Below are 17705 nucleotides of genomic sequence, written 5' to 3' on the forward strand. Positions count from 1 at the left end.
TGGTAGCCGCCTATCCGGCGGGGAGGGCAGAGATCGCCCGCCTGCGCGTGCAACTGGATCTCTCAGCCGCCTATCCGGCGGGGAGGCTTCCGTTTTCTTGATAACAAGAAACGGTTTCAAGGCCTTAGCCGCAGGCCTTCAAACGAACCATCTTTTCAAAGAGCGCAGTTAAGTTACTGACTTTTCGAAGCTTTCCCAAAAGGTAAAACAGATCCTCAAAAGATCCTCTCGTGAACCCTGTGAAATCAGTATAGGTCATTCGCGGTACAGGATCATCCCCATGGTCCGGTATATCTATCCGCATGAGACGGCCGACGTCTTGGGGAGCCAAGTCTTGGCCATGCGAAAGATCCATCCACGCCCGTTCGGTGATCCCGTCGAACAGATGGCACCCCAGAACGGGCTCTTGATCGAAAATCGAGTCACCAACCGGTCGTAGCGCGCTGTTTCGCGTTCCCGGTGCGAGGTTGAAGTACCAGCTCGCGTTTTGGAAGTCGTCGCCAACGAGCTTGAAAAGCACGGAGGTGGTGTCAGACCTCCGGAAACGCCGTACCTGTGTCATGCGTTGTGTCATACGGGCGTTCAGTCGACACGTGTAGCGTCCGAGTGGCTCCTCGGCGGCATCCCGGTCAGCGGCTACGAGTCTTCGCCGCACCGTGATCTCTTCATCCCGAAGTGGAAAGGTCTCTTGATTCGACAGGATCAGGGCGGCGTTTAGGACAGAAAGATCCATGTTTCCTGTAAGGTCCCGGAACCTTCTCTCCTTAAATGCGTCAAGGCACGGCGCTGGAACACCCGTGCCCGGCAACTCGGTTTCCACACCGGGCAAACTCAATTTGCCTGTCTCGATTGCAATCGGACTGCGGCCCAGAATCAAGACGTTGATTTGATCGTCGGAAACCGGCCTGTGCCGCCGGACACGACCGACGGCCTGGATTATCGATCACGTGGAAATCGGATCCAGGATCGCCCAATCGAAATCCAGGTCGTTACCGGTTTCAATTACCGGCGACGTCACCAGGACGATTTCAATCTCCCGAACCCCAGCCCTGGATGCCTTCTCGAAAATACCTTCCGCGTGACACAGTGACCGCAGGCCGGCTTCCGGATCCTCTCCCTTGCGGGTCAGCGCCCGCTTGAGCTGAGCCTCGATCCAACTCCGGTGGAGCCGGGGAAACTGAGAATGCAGGCAGAGGGTTATGCGCAAGCGGCCATCGACCTTGCCTGAGCGCAACTGCGCGGCCAGTGCGGCGGTATGAGAAATGCGGGTCATCCGGATCATGCCGAAGGACACCTTGAATTCGCCGATATCCACGGCATTGAGTTCGTGCAGCCTGTGGCAAGGAGGCATGATCTCCGCCCGGCGTGCAGGCTCAGCCGCGGCCAGCGCTTCGAGAGTCACCCCGGTGCTGGCCGTAAAGATCTCGGTGAGACTGTCGCCCTCGGCATTCGTCTTGCAGGAGCCTGGCGCATCGCCGGTCACGAGCAGGTTCACGTGGTCCCGCAGTCCGCGCGCGGCCGCGAAGCGCGACCAACCCCGTCTGTAGGCCGTGTGCAAGGCCTCGGCGTAAGTGTTGCTGACATGATAATCACGCGCCGTCCCGGGCCGTCTGCGCGGCCCGGGACATTCAGTTGTTCGGATCGCCAACAGAGCGGTCAGTCGTAGTCGCGATCTTCAGCACGACACTCAATGTAGGCTTCGACTTCAGCCAAGCGCCAGCGAGACGAATTGCCAAGCTTCAGGGGCTAGGGGAAGACGCCGCGTTTGATGTCTCGACATATGCTCGCGCGAGAGCGCTGGAGTATTTCGACCAGCGTGGAAACCCGGACGAGGCTGTCCTTGTGGCGGTGTGCAGGGGCATTCTGATCTCCTTGTGCGATGCAGAAAAGAGGTCGATCTGTCCCCGGACAAACGGAAACGCTTTGAGACGATTTGGGAGAGGAAATCGAAAAAAATCGTGGCCGCTCTATTGTCTTGCCGAACTTTCCGTCCCGGATGATGATTGCACTGAGATCTCGAAAGCATCGATGCAGTGGCGCCATATTGCCACCCCGGTGCCACCCCGGAACGCATTTTGCCGCCCGACAGTTAACCCCATATAGGAGGAAGTCGCTGATTTCACTGAGGGAATATTGGTAGCGGAGGAGGGACTTGAACCCCCGACACGCGGATTATGATTCCGCTGCTCTAACCAACTGAGCTACTCCGCCACGAGTGAGAGGCATTTAGGGGAGTCGGCCGGGGGGGTCAAGCGGGAATTGACCGGTTTTCTTGCATTCCTTTGCCGGGGGTGCGGGGCCGGCGATGGGGGCATGCGCCGGGGCCGGTCAGCTGGCCCTCGCAGCCATGCGGCGGATGAAATCGGCGCAGTCGGCCGGCGCGGTGATCGGCAGCATGTGGCCCCGGTCCGGCAGGGTCTCGGCGCTCAATCCGAAGCCTTCCATCGTGGCGCCATGGTGCGCCGGATCCAGAACCGCGTCGGCGGCGCCGAACAGCACGCCGCCGGGGGTTTTCAGACCTTCCGCATAGCGCGCCTGCTGTGCACCGATGCCCGCGTTGGCGGCCACGAAGTCGGCCGATGCGGAGATGAACCCCTTGGGGCGCAGTCCCAGCGCCCCGCCGCCACGCGCCAGGAAATCCTCGGGGCAGGCTTCGGGGCGGAACACCTCTTCCAGGACCTTGGCGGCGGTACGCTGCGCCGCCGGCACCGCGATGGTATGGCCGATCACCCGGCGCATCAGGGGCGAGGTCACCGCCAGCCCGTTAAAGGCACCGGCCTCTTCGGTTTGCGGGTGGGTCAAGGGGCTGATCAGCGCCAGCGCCCCGGCCTGCTCCGGCCGGTCCAGCGCCATTGCCAAGGCCACCGCACCGCCTAGGGAATGGCCCACCAGAACGGGCTTTGCCACCTGCAGGTCATCCAGCAGGGCCCAGATCATCCGCGCCTGTTCGGGCAGCGCCGCGCGATCATCGCTGTCGCGGGTGGAATAGCCACAGCCGGGCCGGTCCAGCGCGATGACGCGGAACTCCTGCTCCAGCAACGCCGTGACGCCATAGGTGAAATGCTGCAACTGCCCCGACAGCCCGTGGATCAGCACCACGGCGGGAGCATCACGCGGCCCCAAATCGACATGGTGGATCGCGCCGCCGGGCACGGGGCGCACCTGCCCCGCCTGCGGCACCAGTTTCTCCACGTCGCGGCCCAGGTACCGGGTCCACAGCATAAGCGCCGCCATCAGCGCCGCGATCATCAGGATCAGACCGATCAGAATGCTTGCCAAGAGTCAGCCTCCTTCAATTTTCGACACCATGACAGGCATTTGCCGAACTGCCAGACCGAAGTTTTCCGCCAGGCCTTCGATTCCGCCCTGAAACCGACCTGTGCCTTTGCGCGCGGCACCAGCGCCCGAATTCCGTGCCGCCACATCTCCGACAGGAGGGACCAGATTGTACGAAAATCCGCCCGAAACGTACCAGGACGCCACGTCAGTCCGCATCCAGCTCCGACAGCGCCGGGCGCGGCAGCCGATCAAGCAGCCGGAACACCGCCGAGCGGCAATCCGGGCCCGGCCAGTCGGGCGGAAAGAATGCGGCGGGCAGATCGGGCATACGCAGGACAACCCGGCGCCAGCGGTGCACGATCAGCATCCGCAGCGTGGCGGTCTGCAGCGGCGTGATCTCCCCCTCCGGTGGCAACAGGGCCGCTGCCTGTTCCAGCGCATCGCCCAGGCTGCGGCAGCTTTCGGCAAGATCCGCGGGACAGGCGCGTGCCCGGACCCAGTCGGGCACGGCGCGCGCCTCGACGTCAAAGCTCATCAACTCGACGCTGACCTCGGGCGCGGGGCCGGCGCCCAGCGCCACGTTGCGCGCAAGGCTGAAATACTCGGCCGTGAGCAGCATCTCGTCCAGCGCCGACTGGCCGGGGCCATCCTCGGCGATCAGCAGGTGCCAGTCGGTCGGGGTGTCGGGCCTGCGGGTATAAAATCGCGGCGTCACCTCGGCGCTGCGGGCACGGCCGTAGTCGGTGAGGAAATGTGCGCTGGCCCGGCCCGAGCGCGCGCTGTCGATCCACCCGTCCTTGCGCAACCGGTGCAGGGCGACGCGGATCGCCTCGGGCTTGATGCCCACCGGCATGATGATCCGCGACAAGGCGCTGCCGGTCAGCCGGTCGCCCGGCTGTTGGGCCAGATCGCCGAACAGCGACATGATGATCGACCAGACCCGCTGGTTCTGCGGGTCGGTCAGGATCCGGGCGCAGGCCTCGAACCAGGTTTTCGGGCATTCCTCCATGGCCTCAGGTTATCGCCGCCACGGCCGGCGTACCATCCTGAAATCACGGGATATCGCAAAGCCCCCTGCCCTGTTCAGAACGCGTTCATGGTCAAAAGCTCGTATTCCGCGACCTTTTCATCGTCCTGGTTGGTCAGGGTCACATGCCAGCGCACCTCGCCGTATTCCTCGTTGCGCGGCGTCTTGTGCTTGACCGTCAGGCGCACCTTGATGCTGTCGCCGGCCGAGACGGGCTTCATGAAGCGCAGGTTGTCCAGCCCGGTGTTGGCCAGAACCGGCCCCTCGTTCGGCTCGACGAAAAGGCCGGCGGCGAAGGACAGCAGAAGATAGCCATGCGCCACCCGGCCGGGGAAGAACGGGTTTCTCTTGGCCGCCGCATCGTCCATGTGGGCATAGAAGGTATCGCCGGTGAACTCGGCGAAATGCTCGATGTCCGCCAGCGTCACCTCGCGCGCGGCACTGTGCAGGGTCTCTCCGATCGCCAGTTCGCCGAACTTGCGGGTAAAGGGATGCGCGGGCGCTGCGATCTCGGTAGCGCCGGGCACCCACCTGTTACCGATGGCGCTGAGCATGTCGGGCGAGCCCTGGATCGCGGTGCGCTGCATGTAATGCTTGACCCCGCGCACGCCACCCATCTCTTCGCCGCCCCCGGCGCGGCCCGGTCCGCCATGCACCATGTGCGGCAGGGGCGAGCCGTGGCCAGTGCTCTCCTTCATCGAGGTGCGGTCGTTGATATAGATCCGCCCGTGATAGGCGCCTGCACCGATCACCACCGCGCGCGCGACCGCCGGGTCATGGGTGATGACCGAGGCCACCAGAGAGCCCTGACCGCGCTTGGCGATCTGCACCGCGTGATCGAGGTCGCGGTAACCCATGATCGTCGAGACCGGACCGAAGGCCTCGGTATCGTGCACGCGTTCGGCTTTGTCGGGGTCGGCGCAATGGAACAGCATCGGCGGAAGGAAGGCGCCCTTGTCGGCATCGGCCCCCACGACCTCGAAATTCTCGGGATCGCCGAACACCCGCTCGGCCTCGGCGCCGATGATCGCGGCCTTGGCCAACACGTCCTGTTTCTGCTGGGTCGAGACCAGCGCCCCCATGCGGGTGCCTTCCTTGCGCGGGTCGCCGATCACGGTCTTGGCCAGCCGCGCGCTCAGCGCCTCGATCACTGCGGGCACCTGCGAATCGGGCGCGATGATGCGGCGGATCGCGGTGCATTTTTGCCCCGCCTTGGCGGTCATCTCGCGGCTGACCTCCTTGATGAACAGGTCGAACTCCGGCGTGCCCGGCACCGCATCGGGGCCGAGGATCGAGGCGTTGAGGCTGTCCTGTTCGGCCACGAAGCGCACCGAGTTTTCAAGGATGGTCTTGTTCGCGCGCAGCATCCGCGCGGTATCGGCCGAGCCGGTAAAGCTGACCACGTCCTGCATCCCCAACCGGTCGAGCATGTCGCCCAAGCCCCCGGCGACGAATTGCAGCGCGCCCTTGGGCAGGAGGCCGCTGTCGAGCATCAGCTTGACCGCCAGTTCGGTGACGTAACAGCTGTTGGTCGCCGGTTTCACGATGGCCGGAACCCCGGCCAGCAGGGTCGGCGCCAGTTTCTCGAGCATGCCCCAGACCGGGAAGTTGAAGGCGTTGATATGCACCGCCACCCCGTGCAGCGGGGTGCAGATATGCTGCCCCATGAAGGTGCCGGTGCGGCCCAACTGCTCCAGCTCGCCATCGAGGTAAACATGATCGTCGGGCATCTCGCGCCGACCCTTGGAGGCAAAGACGAACATTGTGCCGATGCCGCCGTCGATGTCGATCATGTGGTCCGATTGGGTGGCGCCGGTATCGAAGGAGATGTCGTAAAGCGCCTGCTTGTTGGCGTTCAGGTGTTGCCCAAGCGCCTTGAGCATGCGGGCGCGGTCGTGAAACGTCATCGCCCGCAGCGCCGGGCCGCCCACGTCGCGGGCGTGATCCAGCATCGCCTGCACGTCGAGGGCATTGTTGCCCGCGCTGGCGATCACCGCGCCGTCGATGGCGCTGGCGATGTCACGCGCGCCTGCGCCCGGTGCGATCCATTCACCGGCGGCGAAGCTGGAAATCTGTCGAATGCTCATGAATTGGTCCTCTCTCCCGGAATGGCCGCGGCCCTGCGGGGCGGCCAAGATATTTGATTCAATTATTGACCGTCCGGTCGGTTTATGCAAGATGTTTGTCAGGAGACCGGGGGGAGGCGCTGTTGCACGGCGGGGCCCGATCCCCAGCGAAAGACACGTCAAGGAGGGGCAAGGGCGACATGTCGGACACGATTCTGACCACCGATCATGGCACTTGGGTCGAGATCACGCTGAACCGGCCGGACCGGCTGAACAGTTTCACCGAGGAGATGCACCACGCCCTGCGCGGCGCCATCGAGGCGGCCCGCGACGCGGGCGCGCGGGCGATCCTTCTGACCGGGGCCGGTCGCGGTTTTTGCGCCGGGCAGGATTTGGGCGACCGGGACCCGCGCAAGATGGACGGCCCACCCGACCTGGGCCACACGGTGCGCACCTTTTACGCGCCGCTGGTCAACCTGATCCGGTCGCTGAACTTCCCCGTCATCTGCGCCGTCAATGGCGTGGCCGCCGGTGCCGGTGCCAATATCGCGCTGGCCTGCGACATGGTTCTGGCCGCTGAGAGCGCCAAGTTCATTCAGTCGTTTTCCAAGGTTGGCCTGATCCCCGACACGGGGGGAAGCTGGCATCTGCCGCGCCTGCTGGGCGAGGCGCGCGCCAAGGGTCTGGCCTTTACCGCCGAGCCGCTCAGCGCGCAAAAGGCCGAGGATTGGGGCCTGATCTGGAAGGCGCTGCCGGACGACGCGCTGATGGATGAGGCGCGCGCGCTGGCCGCAAAGCTTGCGGGCGGGCCGACCCTGGGCCTTGGCCTGACGAAACAGTCGATCCAGGCCGCCGCCACCGACACGCTCGCCGAGCATTTGGAGCTTGAGGCCGAAGCAATGAAGACCTGCGGCGAGAGCGCGGATTACGCCGAAGGGGTCGCCAGTTTCCTCGAGAAACGCGCGCCCGTGTTCAAGGGCGAATGAGCATGACCCCGACCGACCGCGCAAGGAAATCCGCCGAGGCGATGTGGGCCAATGACAACGCCTCGAAATGGGCGGGCATGGAGATCACCCACGTGGACGAGGGCATCGCGACGCTGGAACTGACGGTCGAGCCGCATCACTGCAACGGCCACGGGATCTGCCACGGGGGCGTGATCTTCATGCTGGCCGACAGCGCCTTTGCCTTTGCCTGCAACAGCCGCAACCAATCGACCGTAGCGCAGCACAACCTGATCAACTTTCTGGCCCCCGGCAAGCAGGGCGAGAGGCTGACGGCCCATGCGCGCGAAGTCTCCCTGACCGGGCGCAGCGGCATCTACGACGTGAGTGTGACCAATCAGGATGGCCAGAAGATCGCGGAATTCCGGGGCATGTCCCGCGCGATCAAGGGCCATCTTTTCGACGAATGACGACTGACGAAGACCTGGTGAGGAGGACGCCATGAAGGATCTGACCCCGAACAAAGCCGACCTTGACCCGATCGAGGTCGCCTCGCGCGACGAGATCGAGGCACTGCAACTGGACCGCCTGAAATGGTCGCTGCGCCATGCCTATGACAACGTGCCGATGTACAAGCAGCGGTTCGATGCCGCCGGCGTGCATCCCGACGACCTGAAGACGTTGGCCGATCTGGCCAAGTTCCCCTTCACCTACAAGAACGACCTGCGCGACAACTATCCCTTTGGCCTGTTCGCCGTCCCGCGTGAACAGATCGCGCGCCTGCATGCCTCCTCGGGGACCACCGGCAAACCGACCGTGGTGGGCTATACCAAGCAGGACATCGAGAACTGGGCCGACCTGGTCGCACGCTCGCTGCGTGCCGCCGGGTTGCGGGCGGGCGACATCGTGCACAACGCCTATGGCTACGGGCTGTTCACCGGGGGGCTCGGCGCCCACTACGGGATCGAGCGGCTGGGCGCCACCGTGGTGCCGATGAGCGGCGGGCAGACCGAGAAACAGGTCACCCTGATCGACGATTTCAAGCCCGACGGGATCATGGTCACGCCGTCCTACATGCTCAACATCCTCGAGCAGTTCCACAAGGCGGGTCTTGATCCGCGCGACTGTTCGCTCTCGGTCGGCGTGTTCGGGGCCGAGCCCTGGACCGACGCCATGCGTCACGAAGTCGAGCAGGCCTTTGACATGCACGCGGTGGATATCTACGGCCTGTCCGAGATCATGGGGCCGGGCGTGGCCAACGAATGCGTCGAGACCAAGGACGGCCCGGTGATCTGGGAGGATCATTTCCTGCCCGAGATCATCAACCCCGAGACCGGCGAACCGGTGGCCGACGGAGAGATGGGCGAACTGGTGTTCACCACCCTCACCAAGGAGGGGCTGCCGATGATACGCTATCGCACCCGTGACCTGACGCGGCTTCTGCCCGGCACCGCGCGCTCGATGCGGCGGATGGAAAAGATCACCGGGCGCAGTGACGACATGATGATCCTGCGCGGCGTCAACGTGTTTCCGACCCAGATCGAGGAGCAGGTGATCGCCACCGGCGGGCTGACCAACCACTTCCAGATCGAGCTGTATCGCTCTGGCCGGATGGACGCGATGCGCGTGCACGTGGAATGTGCCCCCGATTCGACCGACGAGGCCTCCAAGACCGCCGCGGTGCGGATGCTCTACAAGCGGATCAAGGACGTGGTCGGAGTCTCGACCGAGATTGACATCAAGAATCCCGGCGAAGTGGAGCGCAGCCAGGGCAAGGCCGTGCGCGTCGTCGACAACCGCCCGAAGGAGTGACCCGTGGCCCGCACCATCGCCAAAGACCATGATCAGAAACGCGCGCAGATCCTCAAATCGGCGGCCAAGGTTTTCGCCGAGGAAGGGTTCGACCGCGCGTCGATGACCAAGCTGGCGACCGAGTGCGGGATCTCCAAGGCGAATATCTACCACTACTACGACAGCAAGGATGCGATCCTCTACGACATACTGGACAGCTACCTGTCCACCCTCAGGGATCGCATTCTTGACGTCGACACCGAGGGGCTGCCCCCCGAAGACCGGCTGCGGCGGGTGATCCGCGAGATCCTGCGCGCCTACCAGGGGGCGGATCACGAACACCAGGTACAGATCAGCGCGCTCTCGGCCCTGCCCGAAGACCAGCAGGACCAGATGCGCACCTATCAGCGCGACATGGTCAAGTTCATGGGCGATTGCCTGCGGCAGGCCGCGCCGGAGGTGTTCGAGGACGCCCCGGCCAAGCTGCGCGGTGCCACCATGTCGGTCTACGGCATGCTGAACTGGTACTTCATGTGGAACTCGGACGCCGGCGCGCAAGAGCGCGACGATTACGCCGACCTGGTCTGTGACCTGGCGCTCAAGGGGCTGCGCGGGATCTGAGGCCCGAGGGGCCCCGATCGCGCCGGTGATCGAGGCTTGCGGTGGGTCCGAGGGGCAAATCGACTGAGGGGCGCCAAGCCGCGGTGCCCCCACGCGGCCCCACGCGCCGCACAGGCGATGACACGCACGCCCCGCAGACTTCCGAAGCCCGCACCGCCACGACCAAAGATGTTCTGGAAGGGTCGATCCCCCGATGTATTCCAAGCAAAATCATATGCTTGTTCGGGGAAAGTGGCGGACCGAGGAGGATTCGAACCCCCGACCCCCTGATTCGTAGTCAGGTACTCTATCCAGCTGAGCTATCGGTCCACTGGGGCTGCATCTACCTTCGGGTTTCGGGCTTTGCAACCCATTTCGACGGATTTTTCACCCTTTTTCCCGGGGCGGCCCGAGTTCGGCCTCAGGCCTCCGCCACATCCGCGATCGACGCCGCGCGCGGCAGGCAGATGGCAAAGACCGTGCCCGCCTCTCCGGTGCGGACCAGGTCCAGCCTGCCACCGTGTCCGCGCAGCAGTTCGGCCGATATGGCCAGCCCCAACCCGGCCCCCCCGGCCCGCACGCCGCCGCGGAACGGGGTGAACAGGTTCTCGCGCGCCTTGGCCGGCAGGCCGGGCCCGGTATCGGCGATCTCGATCCACCACGCCTCGTCGTCCTCGCGCGCGCTCAGGGTCACCGTGCCCGGGCGGCGGGTCGCCTCGATCGCCTGGCGCGCGTTGCGCACAAGGTTCAGCAGCACCCGATACAGCTGTTCGGGATCGGCGCGCAGTTGCAGCGACGAGGGCACCGCGTTCTCCAGCACCACCTCGCCGTTGCCGGCGGCAAGACGTTCGCTTTCGATCACGTCCTCGGCGATGGCAGCCAACCCGACCAGGCGCAGCGCTGGCGGTGGCTCCTCGGCGCGCCCAAAGGCCAGCGTGCTTTCGCACAGGGTCACCGCGCGGGTGATCGAGCCGACCAGCTTGGGCGCCAGCCGCCGCACGCGCGGATCCTCGATCGCCTCGATCCGGTCGGTGAACAGTTGCGCGCTGGTCAGGATGTTGCGCAGATCGTGGCTGACCTTGGCGACCGCGCCGCCAAGCTGGGCCATGCGCTCGCGCTGTTTCAACAGCTGCGTCAGCTCGATCTGCAGCATCTGCAGCGCCTCCTCGGCCTCGCGCAGTTCGACCACCCCGGCGTGAGGTTGGATGATCCCGCGCGCATCCTCGGGGGCTGCGGCATAGCGTTTCATGTAGCGCACCACGCCCTTGATCGGCCGGACCAGCACCCGCTGCACGGCGACGAAGAGCAGCACCGCGGTGAACACCGAGATCACCGCCGACAGCAGCAGGACGCGCAACCCGTAGTCGATCATCGCCATCCGCAGCGGGGCGGTTTCCATCGTCACCTCGATCAGCCGCCCGGCGTCGAGGGTGGGAACGCCGATCACCCGCACGATCTGGTTTTCCGGGGTGAACAGGCGGATCAGCGCATCGCGGATCAGCATGACGGCGCCGGCGTCCCGCAGGTCATAGGTTTCGGCGATGGGCTCGGGGATCGGCGAGGACAGCATCAACTGGCGCATCTCGTCGCGGCGCAGAACGATGTTGAACACCTGCGCGTTGCGCAGGAGCTCCGCCTCGAGGTCTGTCTCGAGCATGTCGTCGGCCAAGAGCGCCAGCGAGGCGATCTGCGCCCGCTCCAGTCGGTCATTCAGATAGTCGACCCGGAACCGGGCGATCGACGGCACGAAGATCAGAACCTCGGCCAACATCACGAAGACCGTGGTCAGGATCAGAAACCGGCCCGAAAGCGTGTTCAGCATGCCGCCCTTTCCAGATCAGGGCAGCCACCGTTGGACCGCGCCGACCACCCGTTTGACCATCTGACTATCAAACAGTCTGGGTGAGAAATAGGCCCCCGCCACGCGTTTGTTAAGCTCGCCGATGGTGGGATAGGGCGCGACCATCGCGGCGACCTGCCCCATCTTCAGCCCGTTGGCCAGCGCCAGCGCCCAGAGACCGATCAACTCGCCGGCCTGGTGGCCGACGATGCTCGCCCCCACCGGGCGCCCCTTGACCACCATGACCTTGGCGAAACCGACGGTCTTGCGTTCGGCGATCGCGCGATCGTTATGGGCATAGTCGAACCGCACCACCTCGACCCGGTCGCCGTGGGCGGCACGGGCCTCGGCTTCGCTCAGCCCGACCTGGGCCAGTTCCGGCGCGGTATAGGTCACCCGCGGAATATGCGCGTCGCTGGCCTTGGACGGCAGACCGAACAGGGAAGAGCGGATGATGACCCCGGCGTGGTAGCCCGCCACATGGGTGAACTGCAGCCCGCCCGCCACGTCGCCGATGGCATAGACCCGGCGATTCGTGCTGCGCAGCCCGGCATCGACGCTAATCCCCGCCCGCGTGGTCTCGATTCCTGCCGCCTCGAGGTTCAGCCGCGCAAGGTTGGCCCTGCGCCCCACCGCCACCAACAGGTGGGTGCCGGAGAAGGTCCGGCCATCCTCGGCGGCGACCTCGATGGCCCCGGCGGCGCCGGAGACCCGCGCCACCTTGGCGCCTTCGGCGATCTCCCCCCCCTCTTCGTGCAGGGTTTCGCGCACCACCCCGGCCAGCTCCGGATCGTCCCGGTTCAGCGCGCGGTCGCCCTCGATCACCGTCACCTTGCAGCCCAGCCTTGCGTGCGCCTGCGCCATCTCCATCCCGATCGGCCCGCCGCCGATGACCAGCAGATGATCGGGCCGGTCGCGCAGGTCGAACAGTGTCTCGTTGGTCAGATAGGGCACCTCGGACAGGCCCGGGATCGGCGGAACAAGGGGCGACGAACCGGTGGCGATCACCACCCGCCGCGCGCGAATCAGGTGATCACCGGCCTGCACCTCGCGCGGGGACACGAAATGTCCGTACTCGCGGATCACCCGCACGCCGAGCCCTTCGAATCGCTCTTGGCTGTCCATCGGTTCGATCTGCCCGATCACATCGGCCACATGATCCATCACCGCGGCGTAATCCACCTGCGGCACGACGCCCATTACACCGTATTTTCCCGCCGTCGCCTGATCATGGGCGGATTTGGCCGCCGCGATCAGCGCCTTGGAGGGGACACAGCCGTAGTTCAGGCAATCGCCGCCCATCCGGTGCCCTTCCAGCAGCACCACCTTGGCGCCCATCTGCGCCGCGCCCGCCGCCACCGACAGCCCGCCAGAGCCCCCGCCGATCACCAAAAGATCGGTCTTGATCCGCTCAACCATGCTCATACCTCCTTGCCGCCGCGCAGCATCCTGACCGCGATCGGCAGTGCGGCCAGCGCGCAAAGCCCCAGGATCGGCCCGATGATGTAGGGTTCCCATATCAGAGAGAGATCCGGGCTTTCGCCCCGGGCAAAAACTTCGCCCAGACCGACACCGATCCAGGTAAAGACGATGGCCCCGGGCACGATGCCCAGCGCCGTGGTCCAGAGGAAGTTCCAGAATCGCACCCCCACCAGCGCCGGCAGCAGATTCGCGACGAAGAAGGGAACCGCCGGAACCAGCCGCAGCAGGAACAGCACGCTGATCTCATGTTCGCGCAGCCCCTCGCGCAGCCGTTGCAATCGGCCTTCCGAGGTCTCCATCCGCGCGCTCAGCGCCTGCCCCGGCCCCCAGCGCGCCACCAGGAAGATCGCCGCCGCCCCGGCCGTGGCCGCGACCACGTTGACCGCCGTGCCCAGCGCCAGGCCAAAGAGGAACCCGCCGGTGACCGAGGCCACCGCCGCCCCCGGCAGCGAAAAGGCAACAATCGCCACGTAGATGCCGATGAAGATCAGCACCAACGCGGCAAAATGGGCATCGCGGAACGCCATCAGCGCCTCGCGGTTGTCGCGCAGCGTGTCAAAGCTGAGCGTATCGCCCAGCGTCAGCGCCCCCAGCGCCGCCACGATCAGCACCGCGATCAGGGGAACATGCCGCAACAGGCGGCGCGCGCGCGGGGTCTTCATGGTCTGCGTCTCCGTCATCCTCGGCTCGATCCTTTGCTCAGCCTCTTGTCCGGGCCGCTTGCCCGAATGTATCTCTCCTCCAAGATGCGCCGCGACGCCGACAAGCGACAGGGGGTTCACGCGCCGGTGATGGCGCGGCGCGAAATCGTGATCCTTTCGGCCGTCACGGCGGGGTTTGAAACATTCCCCACCGCATCGGGGCGGTTTTTGTTGCAAAGCGCGGGAAAACCGCACGCCGGGGTTTGACTTACCACGCGACTGCCCGTAAAGGACGGTCCTCGAACATGACGGGGGCGAATCCGCGCCACACCCGACCGCTAGACTGGAGACGGAGCGATGAAACGCACCTTTCAACCCTCGAACCTTGTCCGCAAACGGCGCCACGGCTTCCGTGCCCGCATGGCCACCAAGGCCGGCCGCAAGGTCCTGAACGCCCGCCGTGCCCGCGGCCGCAAGTCGCTGAGCGCGTAACGCCTCAAGACAGGTTCAGATGACATCGACACCGCCGGAGGCCCCCGACACCAAACCGGGGACGACGCCCCCGGCGGTTTCGTCATGTCCGGAGACGGCAGCTCACCGCCCGTTGCAGACCCTGCGCAAACGGGCGGAGTTTCTTGCCGCGTCCCGTGCCCGGCGCCAGGCCACCGCGACGATGATCGTGCAGGCGCGCCACCGCCCGGTCGGGCACCCCGCCCCCGGCGTTCGCGTCGGCTTTACCTGTTCCAAGAAGGTCGGCAATGCCGTGGCCCGCAACCGCGCCAAGCGCCGGCTGCGCGCGGCGGCACGCGCGGTTCTGCCGGAATTGGGGCACGACGGCTGGGACTACGTGCTGATCGGGCGCCGCGACGCAACTGTCGCAGCCCCCTTTGAGTCCTTGCTCGGCGATCTTAAGTTGGCCCTGTCCAAACTTCACGCCGACCGCAAGAAGCCCCGCCCATGACCCCGCTCGCCCGCATCGTCGCCCTGCCCGTCCATGCCTATCGGTTGATCTTTTCGCCCTGGGTCGGGCACAACTGTCGCTTTCAACCCACCTGCAGCGCCTATGCGCTGGAGGCGTTGCAGAAACATGGCGCGCTCAAGGGCGGCTGGCTGGCGCTGCGCCGCATCGGCCGGTGCCATCCGCTGGGCAGCGACGGTTATGACCCGGTGCCGGAGCCCAAGGGGGAAAAGGGCGGGACTGACTGAAACCTCCGCGCCCAGGTATCGCCCTGCCACCACCGGACTTCACCCGATGGCCAGCGCGGCGCCGTCACCTTCGCCCGCATCGCGCGACGCTTGCCCAGCCCCGGCAACTCCACTAAAGCCGGGCCATGCTGGACGAACCCGACGATATCCACCCGCTGTTTAACGGCGCGCCCGCCTCGACGGAGTTCAAGAAACTCCGCAAACGCATCGTGCGCGCCACCCGCGAGGCGATCGAGCAATACGGCATGGTCGAACGCGGGGAGGTACGGCCCAAATGGCTGGTCTGCCTCTCGGGCGGCAAGGACAGTTATGATCAGTTTGCCGCAACCATGCACAAACCCAACCTCTAACCGACTACTAATCAAAGGAAATGTCGAAGCATAGCGGCGATTTGCGCCCCGTGCTTATTCTTGACCTCCTCGTGCCCTCCCAAAATTATCTCCAGTCATGAAAGACAATGCACGTCAGACGTTGGGCAGGTCAGGCGCAAGGCTCACAATGGCGGCGGGTGATCGTCCCGGTGTTCGCAAGTCGGATCCACGACCGCTCAATGGTTTACACAGCTTTGACGCGCGCCCAGGAGCGGCTGATCTTCCTTGGGGATCGGAGAGCCCTCGACGTCGCAGTGGGCCGTCCGCCTGCGGTCGAGTGGCGCGAGGTTGGCTTCGGAGATTGACTGACACTCGCCCGCGCCCGGTCCGACAAGGGTCAGCGAGACAGCCGGCTCGTCGCCCACCTTTAATCGCAAGGGTTCGGAGGGTGACCAATCGCCCGGGGCAGTGCTGAAATGTAGAACAATCAAGTCCTATCAACCAACAAGCTCTGGGTCAGGCCGCCGCCTGCTTTGCAATCTTGGAATCCTCAAGCCAAGCCACCCAACCTCTCAGGAAGCTCCTGTAGTCGTCTTCGCTGATACGCAGGAAATTTAGGCCTTCAAGCTTACCCATGCCGAACCTGCAAGACGCGTCCCCATGCTCGCATTTCGGCTTGCCGAATTTGCCGCTGACAAAGGCAAACATCTTCACGGGTGTCCCGTGACTGCTGCGGCCATTCTCGTCAAGATAGGCAATACCTCCATGAGCCATCGCGTTGCGAAGGAGGCTGACCCATTGCGAGGCGGGCATAGCACGCGCCGCTGTTACTGCCTCTTCGCTTTCGAGCGCCTCGGCCACCTGATCTGGCAGGCCATCAGAAATATTCGGAAATGGCCCCTTTCGAAGAGGAAGGAAGCGCCACGTCCTGTCCTTGTAGAACGGGGCATCGCCAAGCTTGCCTTTTCGGATCACCTCCACAAACGCCTCAACCGCTTCAGGGTTTAGATGCCTGTCATCAGCGTAGCCTTCACCGTCGTTCTTCTCAATCTGACGCTCGATGCGCTCCAGCGGAATGTTCAGCATGGGCATGGACATGGACAGAAGAAAAGTCGAGGTCAGCGGGCCGAGTTCCGGGTGCGCGCCGCCATACAGGTTGGAGGCTTCTGGCCAGAGACCTTTGATGAGATCAAGGCAGCGGCCGGGCAGTTCTATCGAATAGTGCTGCGGATTTCCCATGGTCTAAATTGCTCACTTCCTTGCCAAACGCATCTGCTCGATTTGCCCGTCAATCCATTGCTCAACATGGCCGCAGGCCTCCAACAATAGCTCCCGAATATCGGCGGTCTGGAGGATGAAGTCATGGTATTTCTTCAAGGCTTTGTGCGGGTTCTTCTCCCATCTCAGGGATACCTCCCGCTTCCGCCAACCCGGCACTGGGTCCCTTGTGTAACGCAAGGCCCCGTTCTCAACCAGCCAACTCTGGAGTTCAGCGACGGATTCCCCTGCCAAGGCGACCTTGCCCTTGAGGCGTTTCTTCGCCTCAAGGGCAGTTTTCGGATCAAACATGATGTGCGAGCTTTCGGTTTCGATCACGGCCTGATCCCGGCTCATCTGGCGCGGTCCGCCGGTTGCCACAATATCGATGACGCTGTCTTGCTCTTCAACAACGTCGGCGAAATGATCCGCCAGAGCATCTACGAAAGACTTGGCGTCAAAGCCTGCCAGCACCGCCAGAGCACCGCATCCCTCCTGAAAGCCTTCGCACGCCCGAAAACCAAAATGCTCTTGTCCGAAGTACTTTCGTGAGCGCTCGGGGGGCACCATGTCCGGGCTGTAACACAAGAAATCGGGCTTGTAGCGCTCAAGAACCCTGACGGTGCGATCGAAATACAGCCCCGCAATGGCGGGCAGCACAGCCTCATGCTGCAATCCAATATGATAGACATCATTGCGCAGATCATGGCAGATCGCGATGGTTCCGGCCTCTTCATCGGAGATGGGCAGTCTGGGTTTGGCAAAGCGTAGCTTGGCATCGAAATGCCGTCCAAGGGCGGCCTCCAGCACGGCCGCATCTTCATAGACCTTATCGCGCTTCCACGAAGCAGATCGCGCACGTCGTTCATCCCTGGCAAGCTGATGCAGCACGAGTTCCAAGGCATTGTCCGTCAGCATCACCGCAAAGCGCGCGCTGTTGGCATCGCCTTTCAGAACGTGCTCAAGAGCCAGATCAAGTTGCTCGAGCGTATGCGCAAGAAATCCCAGCATAGGTTCACATTATTCTACTTCCCGAGGCGGCACCATACCGCTGCCTATGACCGACAACCTCGATGACATACATCCCATCTTCCAGGGTGCCCCGCAGACGACGGAATTCCGAAAGCTGAGCAAGTGGATCGTTCGCAGCAACGTTCGCGAAGCAGTGGAACAATACGGCAAGGTGGGAGGCAGCAATGCGCGCTGGCTTGCTTGTCCAGCGGAAAATATTTGCCATTAGTCTAAATCAATGACGCACGGG

Annotated in this window: 20 protein-coding genes, 2 tRNA genes and 1 pseudogene; 11 read left to right on the forward strand and 12 right to left on the reverse strand. The window is 64.2% G+C overall.

Going from position 1 to position 17705, the window contains the following annotated elements; all coding sequences use genetic code 11:
• Positions 1–124: 124 nt before the first annotated feature.
• The 6 genes from ABWV23_RS14720 to paaZ all read right to left on the reverse strand — a co-directional run bounded on the left by ABWV23_RS14720 (position 125) and on the right by paaZ (position 6393).
• On the reverse strand, positions 125–733 hold the full coding sequence (locus ABWV23_RS14720; protein WP_353349061.1) for a hypothetical protein: 609 nt from the start codon (positions 731–733) through the stop codon (positions 125–127).
• Between the two features lie 210 nt (positions 734–943).
• The gene (locus ABWV23_RS14725) at positions 944–1495 is read right to left on the reverse strand and encodes a hypothetical protein (RefSeq protein WP_353349063.1); all 552 of its coding nucleotides are present in this window, start codon (positions 1493–1495) and stop codon (positions 944–946) included.
• 639 nt (positions 1496–2134) lie between these two features.
• A tRNA-Met gene (locus ABWV23_RS14730) sits at positions 2135–2211 on the reverse strand.
• Between the two features lie 117 nt (positions 2212–2328).
• Complete coding sequence (locus ABWV23_RS14735; protein ID WP_353349065.1) at positions 2329–3279, reverse strand: alpha/beta fold hydrolase; 951 nt, start codon at positions 3277–3279, stop codon at positions 2329–2331.
• A gap of 205 nt (positions 3280–3484) precedes the next feature.
• A complete protein-coding gene (locus ABWV23_RS14740; protein ID WP_353349067.1) occupies positions 3485–4288 on the reverse strand; it encodes a PaaX family transcriptional regulator C-terminal domain-containing protein in 804 nt (267 codons plus the stop codon).
• 74 nt (positions 4289–4362) lie between these two features.
• Complete coding sequence (gene paaZ, locus ABWV23_RS14745) at positions 4363–6393, reverse strand: phenylacetic acid degradation bifunctional protein PaaZ (protein ID WP_353349069.1); 2031 nt, start codon at positions 6391–6393, stop codon at positions 4363–4365.
• A gap of 179 nt (positions 6394–6572) precedes the next feature.
• Between paaZ and paaG the strand changes: the two genes are divergently transcribed.
• From paaG to ABWV23_RS14765, 4 genes are read left to right on the forward strand one after another with little or no spacing between them, the layout of a single operon-like run.
• Positions 6573–7358 (forward strand): 2-(1,2-epoxy-1,2-dihydrophenyl)acetyl-CoA isomerase PaaG, encoded by a 786-nt coding sequence (gene paaG / locus ABWV23_RS14750; protein ID WP_353349071.1) that lies wholly within the window; start codon positions 6573–6575, stop codon positions 7356–7358.
• A 2-nt stretch (positions 7359–7360) separates the two neighbouring features.
• Positions 7361–7786: a hydroxyphenylacetyl-CoA thioesterase PaaI gene (gene paaI / locus ABWV23_RS14755; protein ID WP_353349073.1), complete on the forward strand. Its 426-nt coding sequence runs from the start codon at positions 7361–7363 to the stop codon at positions 7784–7786.
• 31 nt (positions 7787–7817) lie between these two features.
• Positions 7818–9128, forward strand: a complete 1311-nt coding sequence (gene paaK, locus ABWV23_RS14760; protein WP_353349075.1) for a phenylacetate--CoA ligase PaaK — start codon at positions 7818–7820, stop codon at positions 9126–9128.
• 3 nt (positions 9129–9131) lie between these two features.
• Positions 9132–9728: a TetR/AcrR family transcriptional regulator gene (locus ABWV23_RS14765; RefSeq protein WP_353349077.1), complete on the forward strand. Its 597-nt coding sequence runs from the start codon at positions 9132–9134 to the stop codon at positions 9726–9728.
• A gap of 232 nt (positions 9729–9960) precedes the next feature.
• Here ABWV23_RS14765 and ABWV23_RS14770 read toward each other — a convergent pair.
• The 4 genes from ABWV23_RS14770 to ABWV23_RS14785 all read right to left on the reverse strand — a co-directional run bounded on the left by ABWV23_RS14770 (position 9961) and on the right by ABWV23_RS14785 (position 13709).
• Positions 9961–10037 (reverse strand) — tRNA-Arg (locus tag ABWV23_RS14770).
• A 91-nt stretch (positions 10038–10128) separates the two neighbouring features.
• On the reverse strand, positions 10129–11529 hold the full coding sequence (locus ABWV23_RS14775) for a sensor histidine kinase (protein ID WP_353349079.1): 1401 nt from the start codon (positions 11527–11529) through the stop codon (positions 10129–10131).
• Positions 11530–11544: 15 nt separating this feature from the next.
• Positions 11545–12966, reverse strand: a complete 1422-nt coding sequence (locus tag ABWV23_RS14780; protein ID WP_353349081.1) for a dihydrolipoyl dehydrogenase family protein — start codon at positions 12964–12966, stop codon at positions 11545–11547.
• Positions 12967–12968: 2 nt separating this feature from the next.
• Entirely contained in the window at positions 12969–13709 is a 741-nt protein-coding gene (locus tag ABWV23_RS14785) for a TVP38/TMEM64 family protein (protein ID WP_353349083.1), read from the reverse strand.
• A gap of 66 nt (positions 13710–13775) precedes the next feature.
• Here ABWV23_RS14785 and ABWV23_RS14790 point away from each other — a divergent pair, with 66 nt between their 5' ends.
• The 6 genes and pseudogenes from ABWV23_RS14790 (at position 13776) to ABWV23_RS14815 (ending at position 15552) form a co-directional block, all read left to right on the forward strand.
• Positions 13776–13937, forward strand: a complete 162-nt coding sequence (locus ABWV23_RS14790) for a hypothetical protein (protein WP_353349085.1) — start codon at positions 13776–13778, stop codon at positions 13935–13937.
• Between the two features lie 90 nt (positions 13938–14027).
• Positions 14028–14162, forward strand: a complete 135-nt coding sequence (gene rpmH / locus ABWV23_RS14795; protein WP_028092427.1) for a 50S ribosomal protein L34 — start codon at positions 14028–14030, stop codon at positions 14160–14162.
• A 19-nt stretch (positions 14163–14181) separates the two neighbouring features.
• Positions 14182–14631, forward strand: coding sequence for a ribonuclease P protein component (gene rnpA / locus ABWV23_RS14800; RefSeq protein ID WP_353349087.1), 450 nt, complete (start codon positions 14182–14184; stop codon positions 14629–14631).
• A complete protein-coding gene (yidD, locus tag ABWV23_RS14805) occupies positions 14628–14876 on the forward strand; it encodes a membrane protein insertion efficiency factor YidD (protein ID WP_353349089.1) in 249 nt (82 codons plus the stop codon). The genes rnpA and yidD overlap by 4 nt, the downstream gene beginning before the upstream one ends.
• A 125-nt stretch (positions 14877–15001) precedes the next feature.
• Positions 15002–15199 (forward strand): annotated as a pseudogene (locus ABWV23_RS14810) (tRNA 2-thiocytidine(32) synthetase TtcA); the annotation flags it as partial.
• Between the two features lie 134 nt (positions 15200–15333).
• The gene (locus tag ABWV23_RS14815) at positions 15334–15552 is read left to right on the forward strand and encodes an ATP-binding domain-containing protein (protein WP_353349091.1); all 219 of its coding nucleotides are present in this window, start codon (positions 15334–15336) and stop codon (positions 15550–15552) included.
• 151 nt (positions 15553–15703) lie between these two features.
• Here ABWV23_RS14815 and ABWV23_RS14820 read toward each other — a convergent pair whose 3' ends face one another.
• Together ABWV23_RS14820 and ABWV23_RS14825 are read right to left on the reverse strand one after the other, a co-directional pair.
• Entirely contained in the window at positions 15704–16426 is a 723-nt protein-coding gene (locus tag ABWV23_RS14820) for a hypothetical protein (RefSeq protein WP_353349093.1), read from the reverse strand.
• A 12-nt stretch (positions 16427–16438) separates the two neighbouring features.
• A complete protein-coding gene (locus tag ABWV23_RS14825) occupies positions 16439–17455 on the reverse strand; it encodes a hypothetical protein (RefSeq protein ID WP_353349095.1) in 1017 nt (338 codons plus the stop codon).
• A 46-nt stretch (positions 17456–17501) separates the two neighbouring features.
• Here ABWV23_RS14825 and ABWV23_RS14830 point away from each other — a divergent pair, with 46 nt between their 5' ends.
• Positions 17502–17684, forward strand: coding sequence for a hypothetical protein (locus tag ABWV23_RS14830; protein WP_502901659.1), 183 nt, complete (start codon positions 17502–17504; stop codon positions 17682–17684).
• The last annotated feature ends 21 nt before the right edge of the window (positions 17685–17705 follow it).

Origin of the sequence: Aquicoccus sp. SU-CL01552 (assembly GCF_040365005.1) — a bacterium.
Classification (GTDB): domain Bacteria; phylum Pseudomonadota; class Alphaproteobacteria; order Rhodobacterales; family Rhodobacteraceae; genus Antarcticimicrobium.